The following is a 20,954-nucleotide window of genomic DNA, read 5'->3' as shown; positions in this document are numbered from 1 at the left end:
ATTACGACTCCTTGGTACTGTTGACGATGCAGTTAACGATGTAGTCGCCAACTTCGCGAGTAGATTTAGCTAAATGTCTTTCATTGGCACTTAATAACTCACCAGTGAAAATGCGGTCTGCCATGGTTTTGGCAACAGCTTGCTCAATGGTGTCGGCGGCTTCTTCCAAATTTAAGCTGTAACGCAACAACATGGCTAATGACAGGATTTGCGCGATAGGGTTGGCAATGCCTTTGCCCGCAATATCCGGGGCTGAGCCACCAGCAGGTTCGTACATACCAAAACCGGATGCATTGATACTGGCAGAAGGCAGCAAGCCCATTGAGCCTGTGATCATGGCGCATTCGTCAGACAAAATGTCACCAAACAGGTTCGAGCAAAGCATAACGTCGAATTGTCCCGGATCGCGGATCAACTGCATGGTCGCGTTGTCGATATAAATGTGTTCAAGCTCCACGTTGGGATAGCCTTTAGCGACTTCTTCCACAATCTCACGCCACAAGCGGCTGCACTTTAACACGTTGGCTTTATCAACCGATGTCACTTTGTGGTTACGTTTTTCTGCAGCCTGAAAAGCCACTTCGGCAATACGGCGAATTTCCGGGCGGGTATAGCGCATGGTGTCGTAGGCAAATTGTGCTTCGCCTTCTCCTTCAATGCCTTTGGGCTCACCGAAATAAATACCGCTGGTTAGTTCGCGCACTACTAATGTATTGAACCCACGCTCGGCGATGTCGGCTCTTAAGGGAGATAAATGCTCTAAGCCTGAGTAAATTTTGGCGGGGCGCAAGTTGCCGAATAAATCAAAGTGGCTACGTAAGGTTAACAGCGCAGCACGTTCCGGGCGTTCTTCCAATGGCAATGAATCCCATTTGGGGCCGCCGATAGAGCCAAACAAAATCGCATCAGCTTGTTCACAACCTTTTAAAGTGGCTTCCGGTAATGCGTGACCATGATTGTCAATGGCGCATCCACCCACATCATATTCCTGTGTGCTAATATCCAGCGCGAATTTATTGCTTACCGCTGCTAATACCTTCATCGCTTCGGCCATAATTTCTGGCCCAATGCCGTCCCCGGACAATACTGCTAAGTGATGTGTTGCCATTTAAATACCTGCAATCTTCTGTTGTTGTTTCTGCTGATCAATCTGGTCAGCCAAGTAAGTGTTGTTCAATACGTAAGTTAAGGCATTCACGCCAGCTTCGACGATGTCGGTTGCCAAGCCAATACCATTAAATTTACGCCCTTTGTATTCGGCGATCAGGCTCACTTGTGCCAAAGCATCGGCACCTTCGCCTTTGGAATCCAGCTTGAAGTCTACAATGTCGATATTGGTTAACCCACTGGCATTTAGTATTGCGTTGAATGCCGCATCCACCGGGCCGACACCAGTGGCGGCTTCGGTGGCTTCAATCTCGCCCATTTTCAATGTGACCGTGGCGGTAGGAACAATGTTGTGGCCTGAATTGGCATGTAGATACTGCAATTTGTAGAAGGCTTGTTCCTGTTTGTTCTGATCGAAGAACACCAAGGCTTCCAAATCATAGTCGAAGACCTGGCCTTTTTTGTCTGCCAACTGCAAAAAGTCGGCGTACAGGCGATCCATGTCGTAATCGTTGTCCTTGTAGCCTAATTCGTGCATACGATGTTTGATAACATGGCGGCCTGAACGTGAGGTCAAGTTCAAACTGTTTTTGTTAATGCCAACACTTTCTGGGGTCATGATTTCATAGGTGTTTTGCGCTTTTAATACACCGTCCTGATGAATGCCGGAAGAGTGGCTAAAGGCGTTTGCGCCAACAATGGCTTTGTTTGCCTGTACAGGCATGTTGCACAATTGGCTGACCAGCTTGGAAGTCCGAGAAATTTCTGTGGTTTTGATGTTGGTGTGATAACCCAACAAGGCTTCGCGGGTTTTCATGATCATGGCGATTTCTTCTAACGCGCAGTTACCTGCTCGTTCGCCAATACCATTAATTGTACACTCAATCTGCCGAGCGCCGTTCTCAACCGCGGCTAATGAATTGGCTACAGCCAAGCCCAAATCGTTATGGCAATGCACCGACACAATGGCTTTATCAATATTGGGAACCCTGTTAAACAGGGTTTTGATAATGCCGCCAAACTCGGTTGGCGTGGTGTAACCTACGGTATCCGGAATGTTAATCGTAGTTGCGCCAGCGTTAATAGCGGCTTCCACAATGCGGCACAGAAAATCGATATCGGTACGCCCGGCATCTTCACTGGAAAATTCCACATCGTCGGTATACTTGCGAGCGTGCTTAATGGCTTTGACTGCCATGTCTAACACGTCGTCGTTCGACATACGCAACTTGTCGTTAACGTGAATTTCTGACGTGGCAATAAAGGTATGAATGCGAAATTGTTCAGCGATGCTCAAGGCTTGCCCGCAAGCGTCGATGTCTTTTTCCAATGCCCTTGCCAAGCCACATACGCGAGACTGAGTAATATGGCTGGCAATAGTACGTACCGATTCAAAGTCACCCGGAGACGACACAGGAAAACCTGCTTCGATAATATCGACACCCAACCTTTCCAGCGCCATGGCGATCTGCAGCTTTTCCTTCACGGTCAAGCTCGCCGCTAACGCCTGCTCTCCATCGCGCAAGGTGGTATCAAACAATAAAACCTGATTTGACATGTTAACTCCAATGTTTCATTCCGGTTGCCAAAATCTAGAATTCCAAATTTAAAATTCAAAACAAGTATGGCCTAAAAACGAAAAAACCCGTGCTTGGCACGGGTTCTTAAAATTCGGTTGTTTATCTTGTTGCGTTTTTTACGCTGTGTCTTTATGACAAATACAACCCACCCGTGCAGTCTTGGCTGCCATGAGAAAGAGGTTGTTGAGGAGCAAAAATGTCATAAAAAACGCTATTTCCAGAGATAAAAATTTCAATAAATGGTCGTAAATGAAATGTCACGACGGCGTTATAGATACCGCGTATTGCTTTTGAGGTCAAGTGAAGATTTAAAAATGGGGGAATTTAGGGGGGAGGCGTTTTGAGGCTAGGGAATTTGTTTTTCTGTCGTACCGGAAGCGCGAAGCGCTATCCGGTATTTAGATAATTAAGAGAGCTAAAGATCATCTAATAAATATATTTCGCTAACAGGGATGGCTTTTCCTGCTTTTGCTTCATCGTGATTTGCTACAATAAAAAGGTTATCGTTGACAGACAGCTGGCTCCATACTTTCCAATTTCCATCTTTAAATTGCTCATAATGTAGATAGAAATCAGTGCCATATTTATCTTTGGCAAATAAATAGCTTGCACTGCTTGGTCTACTCGAAATTTTTACTAAAATCAGCCCAATAGGAACTCCATCCTCTTCTTTTTCGTATGAGTATGAAGAATTTGAAATATCTTTCCATACCTCGGCTGTAAATGGGTTTCCATATATGGCAATATCGCTTAACTTTTCTATAAGTGGTTTTACATCATATTGTTTTTCTTCACTTATAACTTCAAATAAATGTTTGGATATGAATTCCAATAGAAGTTTTCCCTCTTCTCTAAATTCTTGATATGCAGATTTTGAAAAGCAAAATTCAATTTCATCGAATAATTTTATGGCCTGCTTATTAGAAAATTGAACATATCCATCATTTCTAAATACATCGTCTAAAATTTTTGATGCTCGTATTAGAAAGTTAATTGTTGTTTGTGGATCTGATTCGCTTGTGTTTTCGGCTTGTCTTTTTAGGCTGCTAACTCTAAAAGTTCCCACTATCCCCCTATAAATCCCCATTTTCTTCCAATCTTTAGTTTCCTCCTCTATTCGAGTATATTGACCTGAAAATAATAGTGATAAATAATATCCGTTTAGTATGGACTTACCGAATGAAATATTTTCTTTTTGCTCATTAATCCACTTCATTTCTATTAAATTTTGGTATTGATTTAATGCCTCATCATAACGTTTTGTGGAATGATATAATCTGGCCAATTGATACTTGGATGATGGGTCTTCAGGGTTTAGTTTAGCAGCTTTCTTATAACTATTTTCTGCAGCATTGTAGTCTTTGAGGGTTTCTAAAACAATTCCAAAAATTTTGTGGAATAAGTATTCATCAGAGTAAAATGATTCTGCTTCTTTTAGTTTTCTATAGAGTGACGCCGCAGTCTCAATGCTTTGTCTAGCTTTATTTAGATGTCTTATTATACTAGAGATGAAGACTTTGAAGTTTTCCTTAAGGTTTTTAGGAACAAATTCAATGTGCCATTGTGGTATGCTTTTTTGAGCTCTTCTGATGTCTATTTCATTTGATAATTTTCGTCTTTGGTGAATTTTATTTTGAATTTTTGTTCTTGCTTTTATATTTCTCGGTGAAATAAGTAGTAGGCCTCGTACAGAGTCGCTTAGGCTGTATGTTTCACCTTGTTCTGTCGAGTTTCTTCTAACTAAACTGGTTTTAGATAATTCTAATATTGATATTGCAATGTCATCTAAAGAGCGATCTAATAATTCACATAATGATAATCTATTCGAATCACCTTCAACAAATATGGTTTCCAATATTTCAATTGAATCTTCACTTAAAGTTTCTATCAAATTGTTATATGAAAACTCGGCTATTTCTTTGTTTGCAACACCAACTGATGTAGGTAAATCTTTTCCGGCTATCAATAAATCAATGGTCAGCCTGATAGCTAAAGGATTATAGTAACAGCTCTTAATAAGTGAAGAGTAAATTTCCTCCTTTAGCTCGAGAGAACCTTTTTTTGATGCATAAGTTCTTGCTAAATGGATTGCAGATTTTTGTTTCAGTGTATCTAAACTTAAAACTGTCGCATTGGATACAGAAACTCTACTCGTTACTAATATTTGCCACTGAACCGGTAAGGTATAATTTAATTCTTCAAAAGCTTGTGGTGTATCTCTCAAAAGGGTTTCTAGATTGTCTATGCAAAGTAGAATTTTTCTATCCTGCATGTCCTTTATTGCTTCATCAAATGTTTCAAATGACTCATCAAATACAATGTTTATGGAAGAAACTATTGCTTCTTGAAGTTCACCAATTGTTTCTATTGCATCTAAAGATACAACTCCATCTGTAGTTAATTTTTCAGTTTTCATAGTTGTGTAGATGACAGCATCTATAAACTTTGAAGAGCTCGGGGTTGAAATCAATTTTTCTAAAAGATCAAGTGCTAATGCTGTTTTTCCAGCACCTCCTGGAGCAACTAGGGCTATAGTGTTAACTCTTGGATTTGATATATGTTTTTTTAACTCATCTATCTCTTTATTACGTCCAATTAAGCCAGTTAGTCCATGATCAAATGTATGTGGTAAATTATTGGGAATTTGCCAAATGATTTTATTGACCCATTCTTCAGGTGGGTCAACTATCAAATTGTTTTCGGCAGCTACTAGAGTTTGTTTAACTGATTCTAAACCTAATATTTCATTGACGGGGTCGCTTGCTATAGCTGCTACTCTATACCAATAACAATCCCAAAATTGCCTATTAGGGTGGGAAATTGCATTTCTGATTTCATAAATGTCAAGGTGATGAAATAGAGAATAAATATAATTTATTGAATCCCCTATACTAGTGTCTTGTGTAATGTCCAGAGCAAAGCCAAAAATCTCATCTAAATAAGTTGCTTCAACGATGTCTTTTATTGAACCTTTGTTGAATCGTCTTCCTTTATCCACTTCCCTTTTAAGAATATTTTCCAGTGTTTCCAAATTCAGTGAGGAAGAATCCCCATTTTTTAATATAAATTCACCTAATGACTCTTCAATTTGATGAAGAAGCATTGCTGTTTTTCTTCTTAGAACACTATTCATAATTTATAAAAGGTATTAAAAGTAACCAAATTATATTTGAAATATATATAATTGCAATTATTAGCGTTACCTAAAAAGGGGGGAGAGCTGAATGATTAACCAAACCTACTTTCTAGCAGTATGTAACTTGTAGGTTTTCCAGTTGATCTGTGTCGTGAGCAGGAGTTGTCGCAGGGATAATCTGCGGGGGGTGGTGGCTTTGCCTTTTAAGTTCCAGCAGTGTCCACAGCAAGCGGCAGTGAGGTAACCTTTGCTGGGTTTAAGTACGCGAATGCTGGTCATGGGTGAGTGAGTCGCGCCAGATTCGCCTTGGTTGGTCATGGGGCATGACAGGTGAATTCCGTCGAAGGTGAACCAGCCGTGTTTGTTGAGCCTGAACTTGTTGTTGTCGAGGTCGATCTTGTCGACTACGTCGAGCTCGATGTATTCAACGCGCTGTTCTTCTACATAAACCGGAACCACTAAACCGGGTTGGGCGTGTTTTAGCAGCCATTTGGTGGCGGTTTCGGTATTGCTGTTTTCGGTTTTACAAGTCAGGCTTTGTGCGCCTTGCCAGCTTCCGTTGTAAAGATCTAATTCTAGCGGTGTGTCGCAGTTAAGTAGCTTTTCGGCTGCCAGGTTCACGTAATAGGTGAGGCTGCCTAGTCGTTGTTGTAATGCGGTTTTGCTGAGGGTGGGGTGTTCTGCCAGTTCCAGAATCGACTTATCGTACAGCGCATTACATAGCTCTGCATAAGAGGCTTGTCGAGAGGCGCCATTAAGGAAAATGGTGGTCTGTTTACCTGACGAGGAAACCATGGTCTCAGCTCTGGATGGCTTGATGTGGCGCTAACTAAAAGTCAGAGGCAAAAACGCCGCTCATTCTGCCTAAGCAGAGCATAGCGGCGTTGTGAATTTTGCCTATTGGCCTTTAATTGCGCTACGACCAGCGTATTGCACTTTGTCGCCCAATTGCTCTTCAATACGCAACAATTGGTTGTACTTGGCAACACGGTCTGAACGACAGAGTGAACCGGTTTTGATTTGACCTGCGGCTGTGCCTACTGCCAAATCTGCGATGGTGGCGTCTTCGGTTTCGCCGCTACGATGTGAAATAACCGCAGTGTAGCCGGCTTCTTTTGCCATTCTGATGGCGTTCAAGGTTTCGGTTAGAGAACCGATTTGGTTGAATTTGATCAGAATCGAGTTAGCCACGCCATTTTCGATACCACGGCTCAGGATTTTGGTGTTGGTGACGAACAAGTCGTCGCCGACCAATTGAACGCGGTCGCCGATTTTCTTGGTCAGGTAGCTCCAACCGTCCCAGTCGCTTTCGTCCAAACCGTCTTCGATAGAAACGATAGGGTACTTGCTGCTCAGTTCTGCCAGGTAGTCACCAAAGCCGTTTGAATCGAATTGTTTGCCTTCGCCTTTCAGGTCGTAAGTGCCGTTTGAGTAGAATTCAGACGCTGCGCAGTCTAGTGCTAGCGTGACGTCTTTATCCATTTCGTAGCCTGCGTTTTTCACGGCTTCTACGATAACAGCCAAGGCTTCTTCATTAGAGCTCAGGTTAGGTGCGAAACCGCCTTCGTCACCAACGGCTGTGCTCAAACCTTTGTCATTCAATACTTTTTTCAGGTTGTGGAAGATTTCCGCACCCATGCGTAATGCTTCTTTGAAGCTGGATACGCCAACTGGCTGCACCATGAATTCTTGAATATCAACGTTGTTGTCGGCGTGCTCGCCACCGTTCAAGATGTTCATCATGGGCACTGGCATGCTGTATTGGCCTGGAGTGCCGTTCAAATCAGCAATATGAGCATAAAGTGGAACGCCTTTTTCTTCTGCTGCCGCTTTCGCTGCTGCCAGAGACACGGCCAAAATGGCGTTAGCGCCGAGTTTTTCTTTGTTTTCAGTGCCGTCCAGGTCGATCATGATTTGGTCGATACCTGCTTGATCCAGGGCGTCTTTGCCTAACAAGGCTTGCTGAATTTCGTTGTTTACTGCGGCAACGGCTTTTTCTACGCCTTTGCCCATGTAGCGGCCTTTATCACCGTCACGCAATTCCAATGCTTCTCTGGAACCTGTTGAAGCACCTGATGGCGCACATGCGCGTCCCCATTTGCCGGAATCCAGGTAAACTTCGGCTTCTACCGTTGGATTGCCGCGCGAATCAAGTACTTCTCTACCAATGATTTTCGTAATCTGTGACATTGTTAATGCTGCCCCGTAAATAATGTGAAATAGGTTTCAAGGATCCAGACTTGTTATGCACCATGTCTGTGCCATATCGCTTGCGGTTATTGCGTTCGCCGCGGATATGGCAACATGGTTTGGTCAGCCTAATGTTCCTCTTTTTGGTGCTGAACCGCTGCGGCTATAAACCCTTCAAACAGAGGGTGCCCGTCGCGGGGTGTAGAGTTAAACTCAGGGTGAAATTGTCCTGCGACAAACCAGGGATGATCAGGTAATTCGATGATCTCTACCAGTTTGCGGTCAGTCGACAATCCTGTCACTTTTAAACCTGCTTCTTGTAATTGTGGTAATAGGTTGTTGTTTACCTCGTAGCGGTGGCGATGACGCTCATAAATGCTGTCTGAGCCGTACATTTCTCTCGCTTTGCTGTCTGGGAGTACATGACATAGCTGGCTTCCCAAACGCATAGTGCCACCCAAATCCGAGTTTTCCGTTCTTTGTTCTACGCTGCCCGTGCTGTCTTGCCATTCTGTAATCAGACCGACAACCGGGTATGGCGTGTTGGGGTTAAACTCGGTGCTGTTGGCATTTTCCATATTTGCGACGTGTCTGGCAAATTCAATTAATGCTACTTGCATGCCCAAACAGATGCCCAGGTAGGGTATTTTATTTTCGCGAGCGTATTGAGCTGTGAGGATCTTGCCTTCGATACCACGCTCACCAAAGCCTCCAGGCACCAGAATAGCGTCTAGTCCATCCAGAATTTGTGTGCCTTTGCTCTCAACATCTTGCGAATCAATATATTTGATATTGACCGTAACGCGGTTTTTCAAACCGGCGTGTTTCAGTGCTTCGTTAACGGATTTATAGGCGTCGGGTAGTTCAACGTATTTGCCGACCATGCCGACTGTGACTTCGCCACTTGGGTTGGATTCTGCGTATAGCACCTGTTCCCATTCAACCAAATCGGCTTCCTTACATTCAATACCGAAGTGATTAACCACCAGCTCATCCATATTTTGCGCCTTCAACATGGCTGGAATACGGTAGATGCTGTCGGCATCTTTCAATGAAATAACGGCTTTTTCTGGTACGTTGGTAAATAGCGCGATTTTTGCACGTTCGTTGGCAGGTAACGGCTTCTCAGAACGGCACACCAGAATATCGGGTTGAATACCGATAGAACGGATTTCTTTTACCGAGTGCTGGGTTGGCTTGGTTTTGATTTCACCTGAAGCGCTCATGTAAGGCACTAACGTTAAGTGCATGTACATAGCACGGTGACGGCCGATTTCTGTACCTAATTGGCGAATGGCTTCAAGGAAAGGTTGTGATTCAATGTCGCCCACTGTGCCACCGATTTCAACGATAGCGATGTCTGTCCCTTCCGCACCTTCTTGAACTCGGCGTTTAATTTCGTTGGTAATGTGAGGGATAACCTGAATGGTTGCACCCAGATAATCACCGCGACGTTCTTTCTTGATAACGTCCTCATAAACACGACCTGTTGTGAAGTTGTTCTTCTTGGTCATGCGAGTGCGAATAAAGCGCTCGTAGTGACCCAGGTCGAGGTCGGTTTCTGCACCATCGTCTGTAACAAACACTTCACCATGCTGAATTGGGCTCATTGTGCCGGGGTCGACGTTAATGTAAGGGTCGAGTTTTAGCATGGTAACTTTGAGGCCTCGTGCCTCTAAAATTGCACCCAAAGATGCAGCAGCAATTCCTTTACCTAGTGATGAAACAACACCACCTGTGACGAATATGTAATTAGTCATTGAGAAACCTAAGACGTTGGATTTTGTTACGACTTCGTGCCGAAAAAGCACTCGAACAGATGGCGCTATAGTATACGCATTTGCATGCCCGCAAACAATCGAAAAGACGCGCTAATTACGTATTGGGTAATAATCTCCACGCCTGTTCGAGGCGAACTGGTTAGTTGGTCTCTATTCGGTGCTTTTAGTTCTCAGTTTAGTTGTTGTTTGTGGATACGTCTGTAAACGTACTTTTAATACCTCAGAGCAATTTTGCCAGATTGTGCTAAACCTAATTGTTACGGAGCCATAAAGGGGGAACTCATGAGTTTGCCTTGCATCAAAATGAATACTGTAAATGCGTTAATTGTGGATGATGTCGAGTCTGTTCGCACTTATCAAAAGATGCTCTTGGTGAAACTTGGATTTGATAGTGTAGACACCGTCTGTAATGGGGTTCAAGCAAAAGAACAATTGCAGAGTAAATATTATCAAGTCATGTTGCTGGATATTAAGTTGCCTGATACAGATGGCATGTCTATTTTGCGTTGGGTGCGTGAAAATTATCCTGACATTCAAGTGATTATGTGTACTGCCAACAGTACGGAAAAAAATGTGAGAGAAGCGATATCTTTGGGAGCGAAGGGCTTTCTTGCAAAACCTATTATGATTAGCAACTTTTTGGAATTGTTGCAGAGGTTGGGCTTTGATACGACTGGCTTTAAATGAAATTCACTGATGCCTGTGCAAGACATGCACCAGTGAACCGTATTTGATATCGACTAAGCGTCTTTTGCCAATTTCACCAGACGATACAATTCATCCAGTGCCATTTTCGGCGTGAGATCATCGGGGTTAATACCTTGCAATGCCTTCAACGCCGGGTGGTCGGCTGATAGTAAATCAAGCTGTTCAGCGTAACTGATAACGGCTTTTTCTGCGGCAGAGGATTGAGTATTAGATGATGCCGACTGCTCTTCCAGTTCTTTTAATTTGAACTTGGCTGCGTTAATGACCACGTTGGGCACGCCTGCCAGTTGCGCTACCTGCAAGCCGTAACTGCGATCAGCTGAGCCTTCCTGAACGGCGTGCATAAAGCGAATACCGCCGTCGTATTCCATAGCGTCGAGATGCACATTGGCTAAATTGTCGTGACGTTCCACCAATTTGGTCAGCTCAAAATAGTGAGTGGCAAACAAGCAATAAGCCTTGAGCTTATGAACCAGATATTCGGCACAGGCCCACGCGAGCGACATGCCATCGTAAGTGCTGGTGCCTCGACCAATTTCGTCCATTAACACCAGGCTGTGCTCGGTGGCGTTGTTAAGAATATTGGCGGTTTCGGTCATTTCCACCATGAAGGTTGAACGACCGGACGCCAAATCGTCAGACGCGCCAATACGCGTGAATATACGGTCAACCTTGCCGATACGACATTCTTCCGCTGGAACAAAACTGCCAACGTAAGCGAGTAACACAATCAATGCGGTTTGACGCATGTAAGTGGATTTACCACCCATGTTGGGGCCGGTGACGATCAGCATTTTACGGCTGTGATCAATCAAGATGGGATTGGCAATAAAAGGCGTTGCCGTTTTTTGTTCAACCACAGGATGACGACCGCGAGCAAAGCTGATTTCGGTGTCGTCGGTTAGCTCGGGGCGACTATATTCCAGTGTTTCAGCACGTTCCGCAAAGTTCGCTAGTACGTCCAGTTCGGCAATGGCGGCAGCGCAATCGAGCATGGCGTTAAGTTGTGGCATGAGCAAATCGAACAACTCATCGTAAAGCTGCTTTTCTAATGCCAACGCTCGGCTTTGACTACTGAGTACCTTTTCTTCGTACACTTTCAGCTCAGGAATGATATAGCGTTCGTTGTTTTTCAGGGTTTGACGACGAGTGTAATCATCAGGCACCAAATGCGCCTGGCCTTTACTCACTTCAATATAGAAGCCGTGAACCTTGTTATAGGCGACTTTCAATGAACTAAGACCAGTACGCTCTTGCTCACGAATTTCGATTTTTGCCAGTAAATCGGTGGCACCATCTGCCATGGAACGTAGTTCGTCCAACTCAGAGTGATAACCTTCTCTAATAACCCCGCCATCGCGGATCACCACGGGCGGGTTGTCGCTGATAGCGCGTGTTAATAGCTCGACTTGTTCCGGGAAAGTGGAAATGGTGCTGGCTAAGGCTTGCAGGTAGTTGTTGTCGAAAACGTCCAGATGAGATTGCAGTTCTGGCAATAAAGCTAACGACGTATTTAATCGGCTGAAATCGCGAGGGCGAGCATTACGCAACGCCAAGCGAGCTAATATACGCTCCACATCACCGACATGACGCAATAATTCCTGTATGTCATGATATCCGTTTTGCATTAGAGCCGACACCGCTTCCTGACGCTGAGTCAGCACAAAACGGTCAATGCTGGGCTGATGCAACCAGCGTTTTAACATACGGCTGCCCATTGAGGTTTTGCATTTATCAATAACAGAAATCAGCGTGTTGTCGGTGCCGCCAGCAAGGTTCTGGGTCAGTTCCAGGTTGCGACGAGTGGCTGCATCCATCTGCAATACTTGCTGATCGTCATTGGCGCTAATGCGGCGAATATGGGGAAGGGCGGCGCGTTGAGTGTCTTTGACGTATTGCAACATGGCGCCCGCCGCGCAAATGGCTTGCACCATGGCTTTTTCATCAATACCGAAGCCTTTCAATTCTTTGGTGCCGAATTGCTTATTGAGCTGTGTACATGATGTATCGAAGTCGAATTCCCAATCAGGGCGACGACGTAAACCCGGAAGCTTGTCGATCAAATAGCTATATTGAAAGCCTTCAGGATAGAGAATTTCTGCTGGTTTAGTACGTTCCAGTTCCGCTTCCAGTTCCGCTTCGCTGGCTAATTCGGTGATCTCAAAACGACCGCTGGTAATGTCTAATGTCGCGAAGCCAAATCTACCTTTGTTCTCCACTACAGCGGCAAGCAAATTGTCGATACTGTTTTGCAATAAAGCTTCATCAGTAATGGTTCCGGGCGTGACAATACGCACTACTTTACGTTCAACCGGCCCTTTGCTGGTCGCCGGATCGCCGATTTGCTCACAAATGGCTACCGATTGCCCCAACTTGACCAGCTTGCCGAGGTAATTGTCTACAGCGTGATAGGGAACCCCCGCCATAGGGATAGCATTACCGCCGGATTTTCCTCGCGCAGTGAGCGATATCTCCAACAACTCCGCCGCTTTTTTCGCGTCTTCATAGAACAGTTCGTAAAAGTCTCCCATACGATAAAAAAGGAGAATGTCCGGGTGTTCTTTTTTGATGCGCAGATATTGCTGCATCATCGGCGTGTGTTGTTCGAGGTCTTGTATCGCTGTGTTCATTATGCCTGCGGGGAAATTGCTGTTACTGATTATTAACGCTTAACGCGCTTTTATATTAGGCCGAGGATCATGCCTAACGAACCCAGCCTTGTCGAGTGCAATATTGTATGCCTGTGGTTTTCTTGCTGGTGTTATGAGCAATAGTTAATTGAGGAAAGTCGGCATCAACAATTCACCGTAAATTTCTCTCTAAATACAGTCGGTGAGGTGTCGGTGTGTAGGGAACAATAGTTTTTAGTAAAACGATGAACCTAAATGGATCAGCATTGCACTAAAACGGTGAAGATACGATTTGATGAAAAATGCAGAATTTATACAACATATTGATTTTTATAGTTTATTAAAGTTGGCATCTATTGTGCTGTAGTAAAAGTGGAGTGACTGTCCCGGTTAGTTAGTTCCAGTTGTTAGTGCGTAACACGATTGGCTAACCGAGACTTCTCCAAAACTCATTTAGTTATACTGCATGATATAGACTCTTTAAAGTTTAAGTCATATTTGGCCCGCTAAATAGCTGTGTTTAATTGTCAGTCACCCATAGAGATTTATCGCAAACTCGCCGTGGATACTTCCATGTAGGCTCCACAGCCGCTTCCTTGCGGCTGAGGGTTTGCTCCTAATTCTCTACAGGTGACTGATAGTTTGGAACAGGTATGTAGTGATGATTGCCCTTCATCGTTTAGTGGGCTTTTTTCTATCTTGTTCTTACACTCATTTCAGCAGTATCCTTCAGGTATTAATTGTCTTCGCAATGGCTTCAGAATTGATAATGAATAATGCGGCTTTTTTCGGCCTGGTATTAGCTGGAGGACGTTCTTCCCGAATGGGAATGAATAAAGCGATGTTGTTGATTGATGGCATTACATTGTTACAGCGGAGCAAGGCATTGCTATCACAGGTTGGAGTTCAGCAAGTTCTGATTAGCGGTGATTCTGGCTTAAACGGTATTCCTGATGTTTACCCTGATTCCGGGCCTTTGGGTGGGATCCATGCCGCGCTATTACATGTTCAACATGATCTTCTGGTAGTGCCAGTTGATATGCCTTTATTAACCTGTGAGCTTTTGGTGTCGCTTATCCCTGATGATCCAAAGGTCTTAGTGAGTTATTTTCGTCATCATCCACTTCCTTTGTTTATCCGTTACCATGACGATGTTGTTGCTTATTTGGAATCGGTGCTGTCATCCGATGAAAATAAGAAAATTCGTGGCTTGTTTCAAGCCGTTCCTCGCTTGGAATTACCTTGTCCTGACGAATCCTTGATGATGAATGTGAATACGCCTTCCCAATGGGCTGATTTTACCTCTCAAGCTTCTAAATAATCGGCCATCTATAATTTCTTACTGAATTTCTTTCCTATCAAAAAGTCTGGAATGCATAATACGGCTCATTTTCCGATTGAGTTTGAGCAACCATTATGACGTTAAACAAAACGGTAATTGACCTTGCCGAAGAACTTGGCAAGCAGCTATTGCAAAAAGGTTGGAGTATCAGTTGTGCTGAATCCTGCACAGGTGGCGGTATAGGTTATGCTATTACCAGTATTTCTGGCAGTTCAGAATGGTTCCAGCGAGGTTTTATTACTTATAGCAATGAGGCCAAAAAAGAGCTTGTAGGTGTGAGTGAGCAAGCACTGATCGAGCATGGCGCTGTGTCGGAACTGGTTGTGAAGCAAATGGCACAAGGTGCGGCAAAGCAAGCCAATGCGCAAATGGCGGTTGCCGTTAGTGGTGTTGCGGGACCAACCGGAGGAACGCCAGATAAGCCCGTTGGCACAGTGTGGTTTGGACGTTATGTGGATGGAAATGTCTCAGCTCAAGTCAAACGCTTTGAAGGCGACCGCCATTCTGTGCGGGCTCAAACCATTGAATTTGCTTTACAGTATTGTTTGGAAGCTTTGTAGTGCGTTGTGCCGTTATTACCGGGATGAATGGCACTTTAGCGCCAAGATTTGCCTCTGTTCTTGTAGCTCAAGGATATCGGGTTATTGTCTGGAATCGTGATCATATTGACCCATCAAATTACGAAGCTTGTTCTCAGTTTATAGATAGTGTAAAGCCTGAATTGGTATGTCATTTTGCTGTTGGCACTCCCGAATGGGCAGGTTTTCTGGCGCATATTTGCTATGTCAGAGGTATGCAGTTCCTATTTACCAGCACAGCCATGGTGTTTGATGCGAACAGCAAAGGGCCATTTACGGTTACTTCTCAATGCAGTGCTCAAGATGAATACGGGCATGGAAAAATACTCTGTGAGCAACGCGTTTTAGAGGTAAATCCTAACGCATTGATTTGTCGATTAGGCTGGCAAATTGATTGGCATCAGCCGGGTAATAACATGTATTTTGCCTTACAGGGTATGGCAGAAGGTAATAAAGCTATTCATGCTAACGTGAACTGGATCCCGGCCTGTTCATTTATGGATGATACCTGCCAGATATTATGGACTTTGCTAGAGCAAAAAGAGGAACGTATTTATCATATTGACAGCAATGCCGAAGCCAGAATGAGTTTTAACGACATTGTGCATCGGATTCGTAATCGTCAAGGGAAGGGGTGGTTGATATTACCTGTAGAGGGAGAGTGTCAGGATCAGCGATTACTCGAAACAAGGGTAAAAATTCCTTGTATTTCCAATAGGTTATAAAAAACTTTTATAACCAGTATTGTAACTGTATGGATATACAGTATACTCCTTCAACATTGAAAGCTGATTCGAAACCAACCATAACACTGAGAGCATCTTACTGCAATTTTATGTTGATTTTATGTGAGTGCTTTGGGGGTATCCGGATTGGTAAGAATGAAGCTGCTGTAAAGAAATAGTGTTGCAACGAACAGGTAATAAAACATGAGTGAGTTTCGTTGCTCTAAAACACAAGATAAATGCACAACATAAAAACGCATTAATAACCCGTTTACGCTAAAAAATTCATTTGGCTTTCCAATCGGAAAGTTGAATACAAAAACAAGAGGATTCAACAATGGATGATAACAAATCTCGCGCGCTTTCTGCCGCACTTGGGCAAATTGAAAAGCAGTTTGGTAAAGGAACTATCATGCGATTGGGCGACAACCAGGCAATGGACATTGATTCTATTTCCACCGGCTCATTGAGTATTGATATCGCATTGGGTATCGGCGGATTGCCTTGTGGTCGTGTCGTTGAAATATACGGCCCTGAATCCTCTGGTAAAACAACACTCACCTTGCAGGTTATCGCAGAAGCTCAGAAGGTTGGGAAAACCTGTGCCTTCGTTGATGCCGAACATGCGTTGGATCCTGTCTACGCTAAAAAGCTTGGCGTGAATGTTGACGAATTATTGGTGTCTCAACCTGACACTGGTGAACAAGCGCTGGAAATCTGTGACATGCTGGTTCGTTCGGGTGCGGTTGATGTGGTTATTGTTGACTCGGTAGCAGCTTTAACACCAAAAGCGGAAATTGAAGGTGAGATGGGTGACTCTCACGTTGGTTTGCAAGCGCGTTTGATGTCTCAGGCATTGCGTAAATTGACAGCGAATATCAAACGCTCCAACACCCTGTGTATCTTCATTAACCAGATCCGTATGAAGATTGGTGTGATGTTTGGTAACCCTGAAACCACAACGGGTGGTAACGCTTTGAAATTCTATGCTTCTGTTCGTTTGGATATCCGCCGAGTGGGCGCGATTAAAGACGGTGATGAAGTGGTAGGAAACGAAACTCGAGTGAAAGTGGTTAAGAACAAAGTGGCACCACCATTTAAGCAAGCCGATTTCCAAATCATGTATGGTGAAGGCATTTCCAAAGAAGCTGAATTAATTGATTTGGGTGTGCAGCACAAATTTGTAGAAAAAGCTGGTGCTTGGTATAGCTGTAACGGCGAACGTATTGGGCAGGGTAAAGCCAATGCGGTTAAGTATTTGAAAGATAATGTTGAATTGGCTCAAAAAATTGAATCTCAACTTCGTGACTTGTTGCTTCTGAAAACAGTGAAAGAAGAAGCTAAAAGTGGACTTAAAGACGAAGTTGAAGAGCAACCTTTAGCGTAGCGCACCTCCTCGGACGTGCACCCCTTTCCCACCTCTTAGATACCGAATCACTCACATGCTTCGAGGTGGGATTTTTTAAGTACAGGCAAAACGCGAGCGACACGATATGTTGCTCGCGTTTTTATTTTGTTTGGAAGTCCGAGGGAATTAGTTAAGGGCTAGAGCTTAACCCTGCTTGTATGCCGCCTGTTTTTTAATATATTCCCGGAATTAACCGATAACGCACGCGTTGAGCATATTCTTGATAGCCCGGTAATTCTTTTTGTAGAGTCTGATCTTCAAGTGCGGTTCTAATCAACGCGATGATTGATGCGACTACAGCAGGAAGGAGTGACCACATCGATCCCATTGCGAGCACAATACCGAATGAAGCCAAGACGACACCGGCATAACCTGGGTGTCGAACAAATTGGTATGGGCCACTGCTGCATACCTTATGGCCTCGATCTATCTGAATGCGGACTACGCTGGAGAAAAAGCGGTTTTCAATCAAGGCCCAAGTGCCAAAAGCATATCCTGCGGATATCAATATGAATCCTATCAAGTTTATCCATAGTGGAAAGTCGGCTGACCAGCCAAAACGATGATCTAAGCCTGCTACAATCACCATCGGAAAACTGATACTGATTGCCATCAGTGGAGCAAGTATTTTGTCCCAAGGTTTTGCGTTTCGGATATTTTCTGAATTTTGCCTTTCGGCTGTTAACCCTGGATGCTTTTGTTCAGCCCATATCCGTCCGCCAATGCCTGAAATAATGAGTAGCAAGGAATATAACCATGCTTGCCACCAACCGAGCTCACCTCCACAGATAAATAAAACAAGAGGGATTATGGTGTACACCATAACCAGTCTGAACCACTGAAGTGGGGATACTGCTTTGCTCGTTACTTGGGACACTATATTTCTCTGTATTTCATGTTATTGCACATTCACTAACACTCTGACACACGTGAAGTGCATGGCACTTAAAACATCTGACGACTGATAGTGTTAATTCAACCACTTGGACATCGTACTATATACAATCTCGGGGTTGATGGGTTTGGATATGTGGTCATTCATGCCTGACTCTATGCATCGTTGTTTTTCTGAATCGAAAGCATGGGCTGTCATGGCGATAATGGGGATATGTGAAAACGCTTTTGTGGCTCGTATTATCTGCGTTGCAGTATGGCCATCCATTTCCGGCATTTGTATATCCATCAATATAATATCGAAGCCACCATTATGCGCAGAGAGTTGTTCCAGTGCTTCTTCACCATTGTTCGCTATGACCACTTTCATCCCCGCTTTCAACAACATATGTTCTGCTACTAATTGATTGATTTCGTTGTCTTCTACCAGAAGCACATGCTTGTCGTTCAATGTTTCTTTTGAGTTAACCGCCTCTTCTTGAATATTGGGGTCTGTAAGATATGGTTCGGCTAATGTTGGTGCTGGAGAGGTTTCATATGCCGCTACAATATTATCAATCAAGTTTTGTTCATTAATGGGTTTTGGGATCAAACCTGTATAGTTGCTTGCTCCTGCATTTTGTTCATTGGCGTATTGTGCAATGTTTTCTGTTGTTAGCATTAGCAAGGGGGAGGAAGTTGTGCTTGCTTTAACCGATTGGGGGAAAGAGGTAAGGGCAGATGGATTGTTATCTGCAACAATAATGCATCCGTAAAATTCGTCGTCGGCGGTTGCCAATTTATCCAAAGCTTTGGTTTCATCTGTTGCGAATTCGGGAATAAAATGAATTTTTTGCAGCGCCTCTGCGATGCTCTTAATGGTTTGTTTGTCAGAATCGATGATAAGAACTCTACGGCTACGTTGTTTGGTCTCTTGTAGTATATCTACCAGTTCTTTATTGATTTGTCGTAGGCAGATACGAAAGTAGAAAGTGCAGCCTTCATTCAGTTTGCTCTCAACCCAAATGCAACCATTCATTAGCTCAACAAAGTGCTTTGATATTGACAATCCTAAGCCTGTTCCGCCAAATTTTCTGGTGACTGAGGCATCAGCTTGGGCAAAAGATTGAAATAACCTCTCTGCTTGCGATTCTGATAATCCTATCCCGGTATCTTCCACGGAAAATTCCAAAAAAGTTTCGTTATCTTTTTGACTTACGAGCTTAACGTTCACAAATATATGACCGTGATCAGTGAATTTGATGGAATTACCTACCAGGTTTAGAAGGACTTGTCCTAGTCTGAGCGCGTCACCGAAATAGTAATCTGGTACTTCATTGGACTTGTTAATTTTGAAGATAAGTCCTTTCTGTTCGGCTTTGATACTCATTAATCCATTGAGTTCGCTGAGTACCTGCGACAAGCTAAATTCTCTGTTGCTGAGCTCGACTTTGCCGGCTTCAATTTTTGAAAAGTCCAGAATATCGTTAATGATGGTTAGCAGGTTTTTGGCCGATGAATCAACCTTGTTTAAGTAGTCATTACGCAAGGTTTCATCTTCAGTTTCCTGTGCCATTTTTACCAGCCCGAGAATCGCGTTCATCGGGGTTCTAATTTCATGGCTCATATTGGCCAGGAATTCGCTTTTGGCTCGGGTTCCTTGTTCTGCCAAGGTTTTTGCTTTTGACAGTTCACTATGAATCAAGGCGTTATTGACTGCCCCGGCTATTTGAGACAGATGTTGATCAAGCGTAGAAATGCTGGATTCTACCTGGTTGAAATCTTCCTCGTTATTGGCAAAAGCAATAACACCAACGACTTTTCCTTGAATGGTTAACGGGTGGATCAGTAAGGATTTGATTGGGTCGGCAGTAATGAGTTCACGATCAAGTAATGACATACCTTCCATCACTTTTTCTGTTATTGGAGAAAAGAGAATGACCTCGTTTCTCTGAAATGCATCGGTGATAATGCTGGAGCCGAGTTTTAGAGGAAACTCTTTGCCCCGTACCGCGATAATAATATCTTCTGAAATGCCTTCGCCTCTGAAATAGCTAGGAATCAAGGTATTGTGGTTGCTTGGGATGAACAAACACATCTGAGTGTAATTCAGAGTGCTTTTCATCGCTTTTTGTACTGCATCCATGATTTCATCCAGATCCAGTGTGGAATTAATGGTTTTTACCACTTCATTGATGGCTGAAATTTCTTCATTGGCTCGAATCAGTTCGTTACGCTGGTTTTGTACCTCAACGCGTGAGGAATGTATTTTGTTGATGTAAATACGGCAGATATAGCCAATAAGAACAGCATAACTGTATATGCAAAAGCCAGCGATTAATGAGGTAATTAAGGATGAATCTGGTTGAAAACTTGAGTCAAGCAAGTAGCCAGAAAGCGTCATGGTTCCTGAAAGTGCAAAGAATCCAATAACAAAGTTTTTCACACCGCCCGTGACAAGGTTATTGAGCGAATTGACCAGAAAAAAAGTCACAGTTGGCCATACCTGAAAATCAAATGTGCTGCACCAAAGGCCGTAAAAGCATGCATCTACAAACTGGTTATGGTACTCGGCGGTATGATAGTAGGGACTGTATTTGGCATATAAATAAGCCAGTTGTGGCCAGATTAGGCCATGAATAATTAAACCCGCTCCGATCCAGCCGCCAATATTGGGATAAAAAATAGAACAAATAAGTGTGATAACAAGCAAGCAACCGAGGATTCTTGGTATATAGCAAAGGCGAGCAATAACATTGGCTCGTTTGTTTCTAACTGCTTGAATAAACGACAAAGCTTCGACCGGATTAATAAAGCTTAAACATTACTTTTATGGTAGTGGAAATTAGAACTTTTGCCTACACGGTGAGTAAAGGATCCCTCGAGTAGGCAAATA

General features: G+C 43.6%; 14 protein-coding genes. 5 read left to right on the top strand and 9 right to left on the bottom strand.

Going from position 1 to position 20,954, the window contains the following annotated elements; genetic code table 11:
* Position 1: 1 nt before the first annotated feature.
* The 6 genes from leuB to KIH87_RS14785 form a co-directional block, all read right to left on the bottom strand.
* Positions 2 to 1,108, bottom strand: coding sequence for a 3-isopropylmalate dehydrogenase (gene leuB / locus KIH87_RS14810; protein ID WP_232358628.1), 1,107 nt, complete (start codon positions 1,106 to 1,108; stop codon positions 2 to 4).
* On the bottom strand, positions 1,109 to 2,665 hold the full coding sequence (leuA, locus tag KIH87_RS14805; RefSeq protein WP_232358627.1) for a 2-isopropylmalate synthase: 1,557 nt from the start codon (positions 2,663 to 2,665) through the stop codon (positions 1,109 to 1,111).
* Positions 2,666 to 3,102: 437 nt separating this feature from the next.
* Entirely contained in the window at positions 3,103 to 5,790 is a 2,688-nt protein-coding gene (locus tag KIH87_RS14800; RefSeq protein WP_232358626.1) for a tetratricopeptide repeat protein, read from the bottom strand.
* A gap of 135 nt (positions 5,791 to 5,925) precedes the next feature.
* Positions 5,926 to 6,618, bottom strand: coding sequence for a hypothetical protein (locus tag KIH87_RS14795; RefSeq protein WP_232358625.1), 693 nt, complete (start codon positions 6,616 to 6,618; stop codon positions 5,926 to 5,928).
* Between the two features lie 102 nt (positions 6,619 to 6,720).
* A complete protein-coding gene (gene eno / locus KIH87_RS14790; RefSeq protein ID WP_232358624.1) occupies positions 6,721 to 8,013 on the bottom strand; it encodes a phosphopyruvate hydratase in 1,293 nt (430 codons plus the stop codon).
* 128 nt (positions 8,014 to 8,141) lie between these two features.
* Positions 8,142 to 9,773 carry a CTP synthase gene (locus KIH87_RS14785; protein ID WP_232358623.1) on the bottom strand — a complete coding sequence of 544 codons (1,632 nt, stop codon included), beginning with the start codon at positions 9,771 to 9,773 and terminating at the stop codon, positions 8,142 to 8,144.
* Between the two features lie 303 nt (positions 9,774 to 10,076).
* Here KIH87_RS14785 and KIH87_RS14780 point away from each other — a divergent pair, with 303 nt between their 5' ends.
* Positions 10,077 to 10,481 (top strand): response regulator, encoded by a 405-nt coding sequence (locus tag KIH87_RS14780; protein WP_232358622.1) that lies wholly within the window; start codon positions 10,077 to 10,079, stop codon positions 10,479 to 10,481.
* A gap of 53 nt (positions 10,482 to 10,534) precedes the next feature.
* On the opposite strand, the gene mutS is transcribed toward KIH87_RS14780, so the two are convergent.
* Positions 10,535 to 13,132, bottom strand: coding sequence for a DNA mismatch repair protein MutS (gene mutS, locus KIH87_RS14775; protein WP_232358621.1), 2,598 nt, complete (start codon positions 13,130 to 13,132; stop codon positions 10,535 to 10,537).
* Between the two features lie 769 nt (positions 13,133 to 13,901).
* On the opposite strand from mutS, the gene mobA reads away from it, so the two are divergent.
* From mobA to recA, 4 genes are all read left to right on the top strand, one after another.
* Positions 13,902 to 14,453: a molybdenum cofactor guanylyltransferase gene (gene mobA, locus KIH87_RS14770; RefSeq protein WP_232358620.1), complete on the top strand. Its 552-nt coding sequence runs from the start codon at positions 13,902 to 13,904 to the stop codon at positions 14,451 to 14,453.
* Between the two features lie 95 nt (positions 14,454 to 14,548).
* Positions 14,549 to 15,034: a nicotinamide-nucleotide amidase gene (pncC, locus tag KIH87_RS14765; RefSeq protein ID WP_232358619.1), complete on the top strand. Its 486-nt coding sequence runs from the start codon at positions 14,549 to 14,551 to the stop codon at positions 15,032 to 15,034.
* Positions 15,034 to 15,777: a sugar nucleotide-binding protein gene (locus tag KIH87_RS14760; RefSeq protein ID WP_232358618.1), complete on the top strand. Its 744-nt coding sequence runs from the start codon at positions 15,034 to 15,036 to the stop codon at positions 15,775 to 15,777. The genes pncC and KIH87_RS14760 overlap by 1 nt, the downstream gene beginning before the upstream one ends.
* Before the next feature lie 337 nt (positions 15,778 to 16,114).
* Positions 16,115 to 17,164, top strand: coding sequence for a recombinase RecA (gene recA / locus KIH87_RS14755; protein ID WP_232358617.1), 1,050 nt, complete (start codon positions 16,115 to 16,117; stop codon positions 17,162 to 17,164).
* A 193-nt stretch (positions 17,165 to 17,357) separates the two neighbouring features.
* On the opposite strand, the gene KIH87_RS14750 is transcribed toward recA, so the two are convergent.
* Entirely contained in the window at positions 17,358 to 18,062 is a 705-nt protein-coding gene (locus KIH87_RS14750) for a methyltransferase family protein (protein WP_232358616.1), read from the bottom strand.
* A 93-nt stretch (positions 18,063 to 18,155) separates the two neighbouring features.
* Positions 18,156 to 20,771 (bottom strand): response regulator, encoded by a 2,616-nt coding sequence (locus KIH87_RS14745; RefSeq protein WP_232358615.1) that lies wholly within the window; start codon positions 20,769 to 20,771, stop codon positions 18,156 to 18,158.
* Positions 20,772 to 20,954: the final 183 nt, after the last annotated feature.

The organism is Paraneptunicella aestuarii (assembly GCF_019900845.1).
Classification (GTDB): domain Bacteria; phylum Pseudomonadota; class Gammaproteobacteria; order Enterobacterales; family Alteromonadaceae; genus Paraneptunicella; species Paraneptunicella aestuarii.
Note: the sequence above shows the minus strand (reverse complement) of the source record. Positions and strands in the feature narration are given on the sequence as shown.

Coding starts and splice junctions, on each gene's coding strand:
- KIH87_RS14800 (WP_232358626.1), bottom strand. CDS start 5,790: ATGCTTCTTCATCAAATTGAAGAGTCATTAGGTGAATTTATATTAAAA.
- mutS (WP_232358621.1), bottom strand. CDS start 13,132: ATGAACACAGCGATACAAGACCTCGAACAACACACGCCGATGATGCAG.
- KIH87_RS14785 (WP_232358623.1), bottom strand. CDS start 9,773: ATGACTAATTACATATTCGTCACAGGTGGTGTTGTTTCATCACTAGGT.
- mobA (WP_232358620.1), top strand. CDS start 13,902: ATGAATAATGCGGCTTTTTTCGGCCTGGTATTAGCTGGAGGACGTTCT.
- KIH87_RS14780 (WP_232358622.1), top strand. CDS start 10,077: ATGAGTTTGCCTTGCATCAAAATGAATACTGTAAATGCGTTAATTGTG.
- leuA (WP_232358627.1), bottom strand. CDS start 2,665: ATGTCAAATCAGGTTTTATTGTTTGATACCACCTTGCGCGATGGAGAG.
- leuB (WP_232358628.1), bottom strand. CDS start 1,108: ATGGCAACACATCACTTAGCAGTATTGTCCGGGGACGGCATTGGGCCA.
- KIH87_RS14795 (WP_232358625.1), bottom strand. CDS start 6,618: ATGGTTTCCTCGTCAGGTAAACAGACCACCATTTTCCTTAATGGCGCC.
- pncC (WP_232358619.1), top strand. CDS start 14,549: ATGACGTTAAACAAAACGGTAATTGACCTTGCCGAAGAACTTGGCAAG.
- recA (WP_232358617.1), top strand. CDS start 16,115: ATGGATGATAACAAATCTCGCGCGCTTTCTGCCGCACTTGGGCAAATT.
- eno (WP_232358624.1), bottom strand. CDS start 8,013: ATGTCACAGATTACGAAAATCATTGGTAGAGAAGTACTTGATTCGCGC.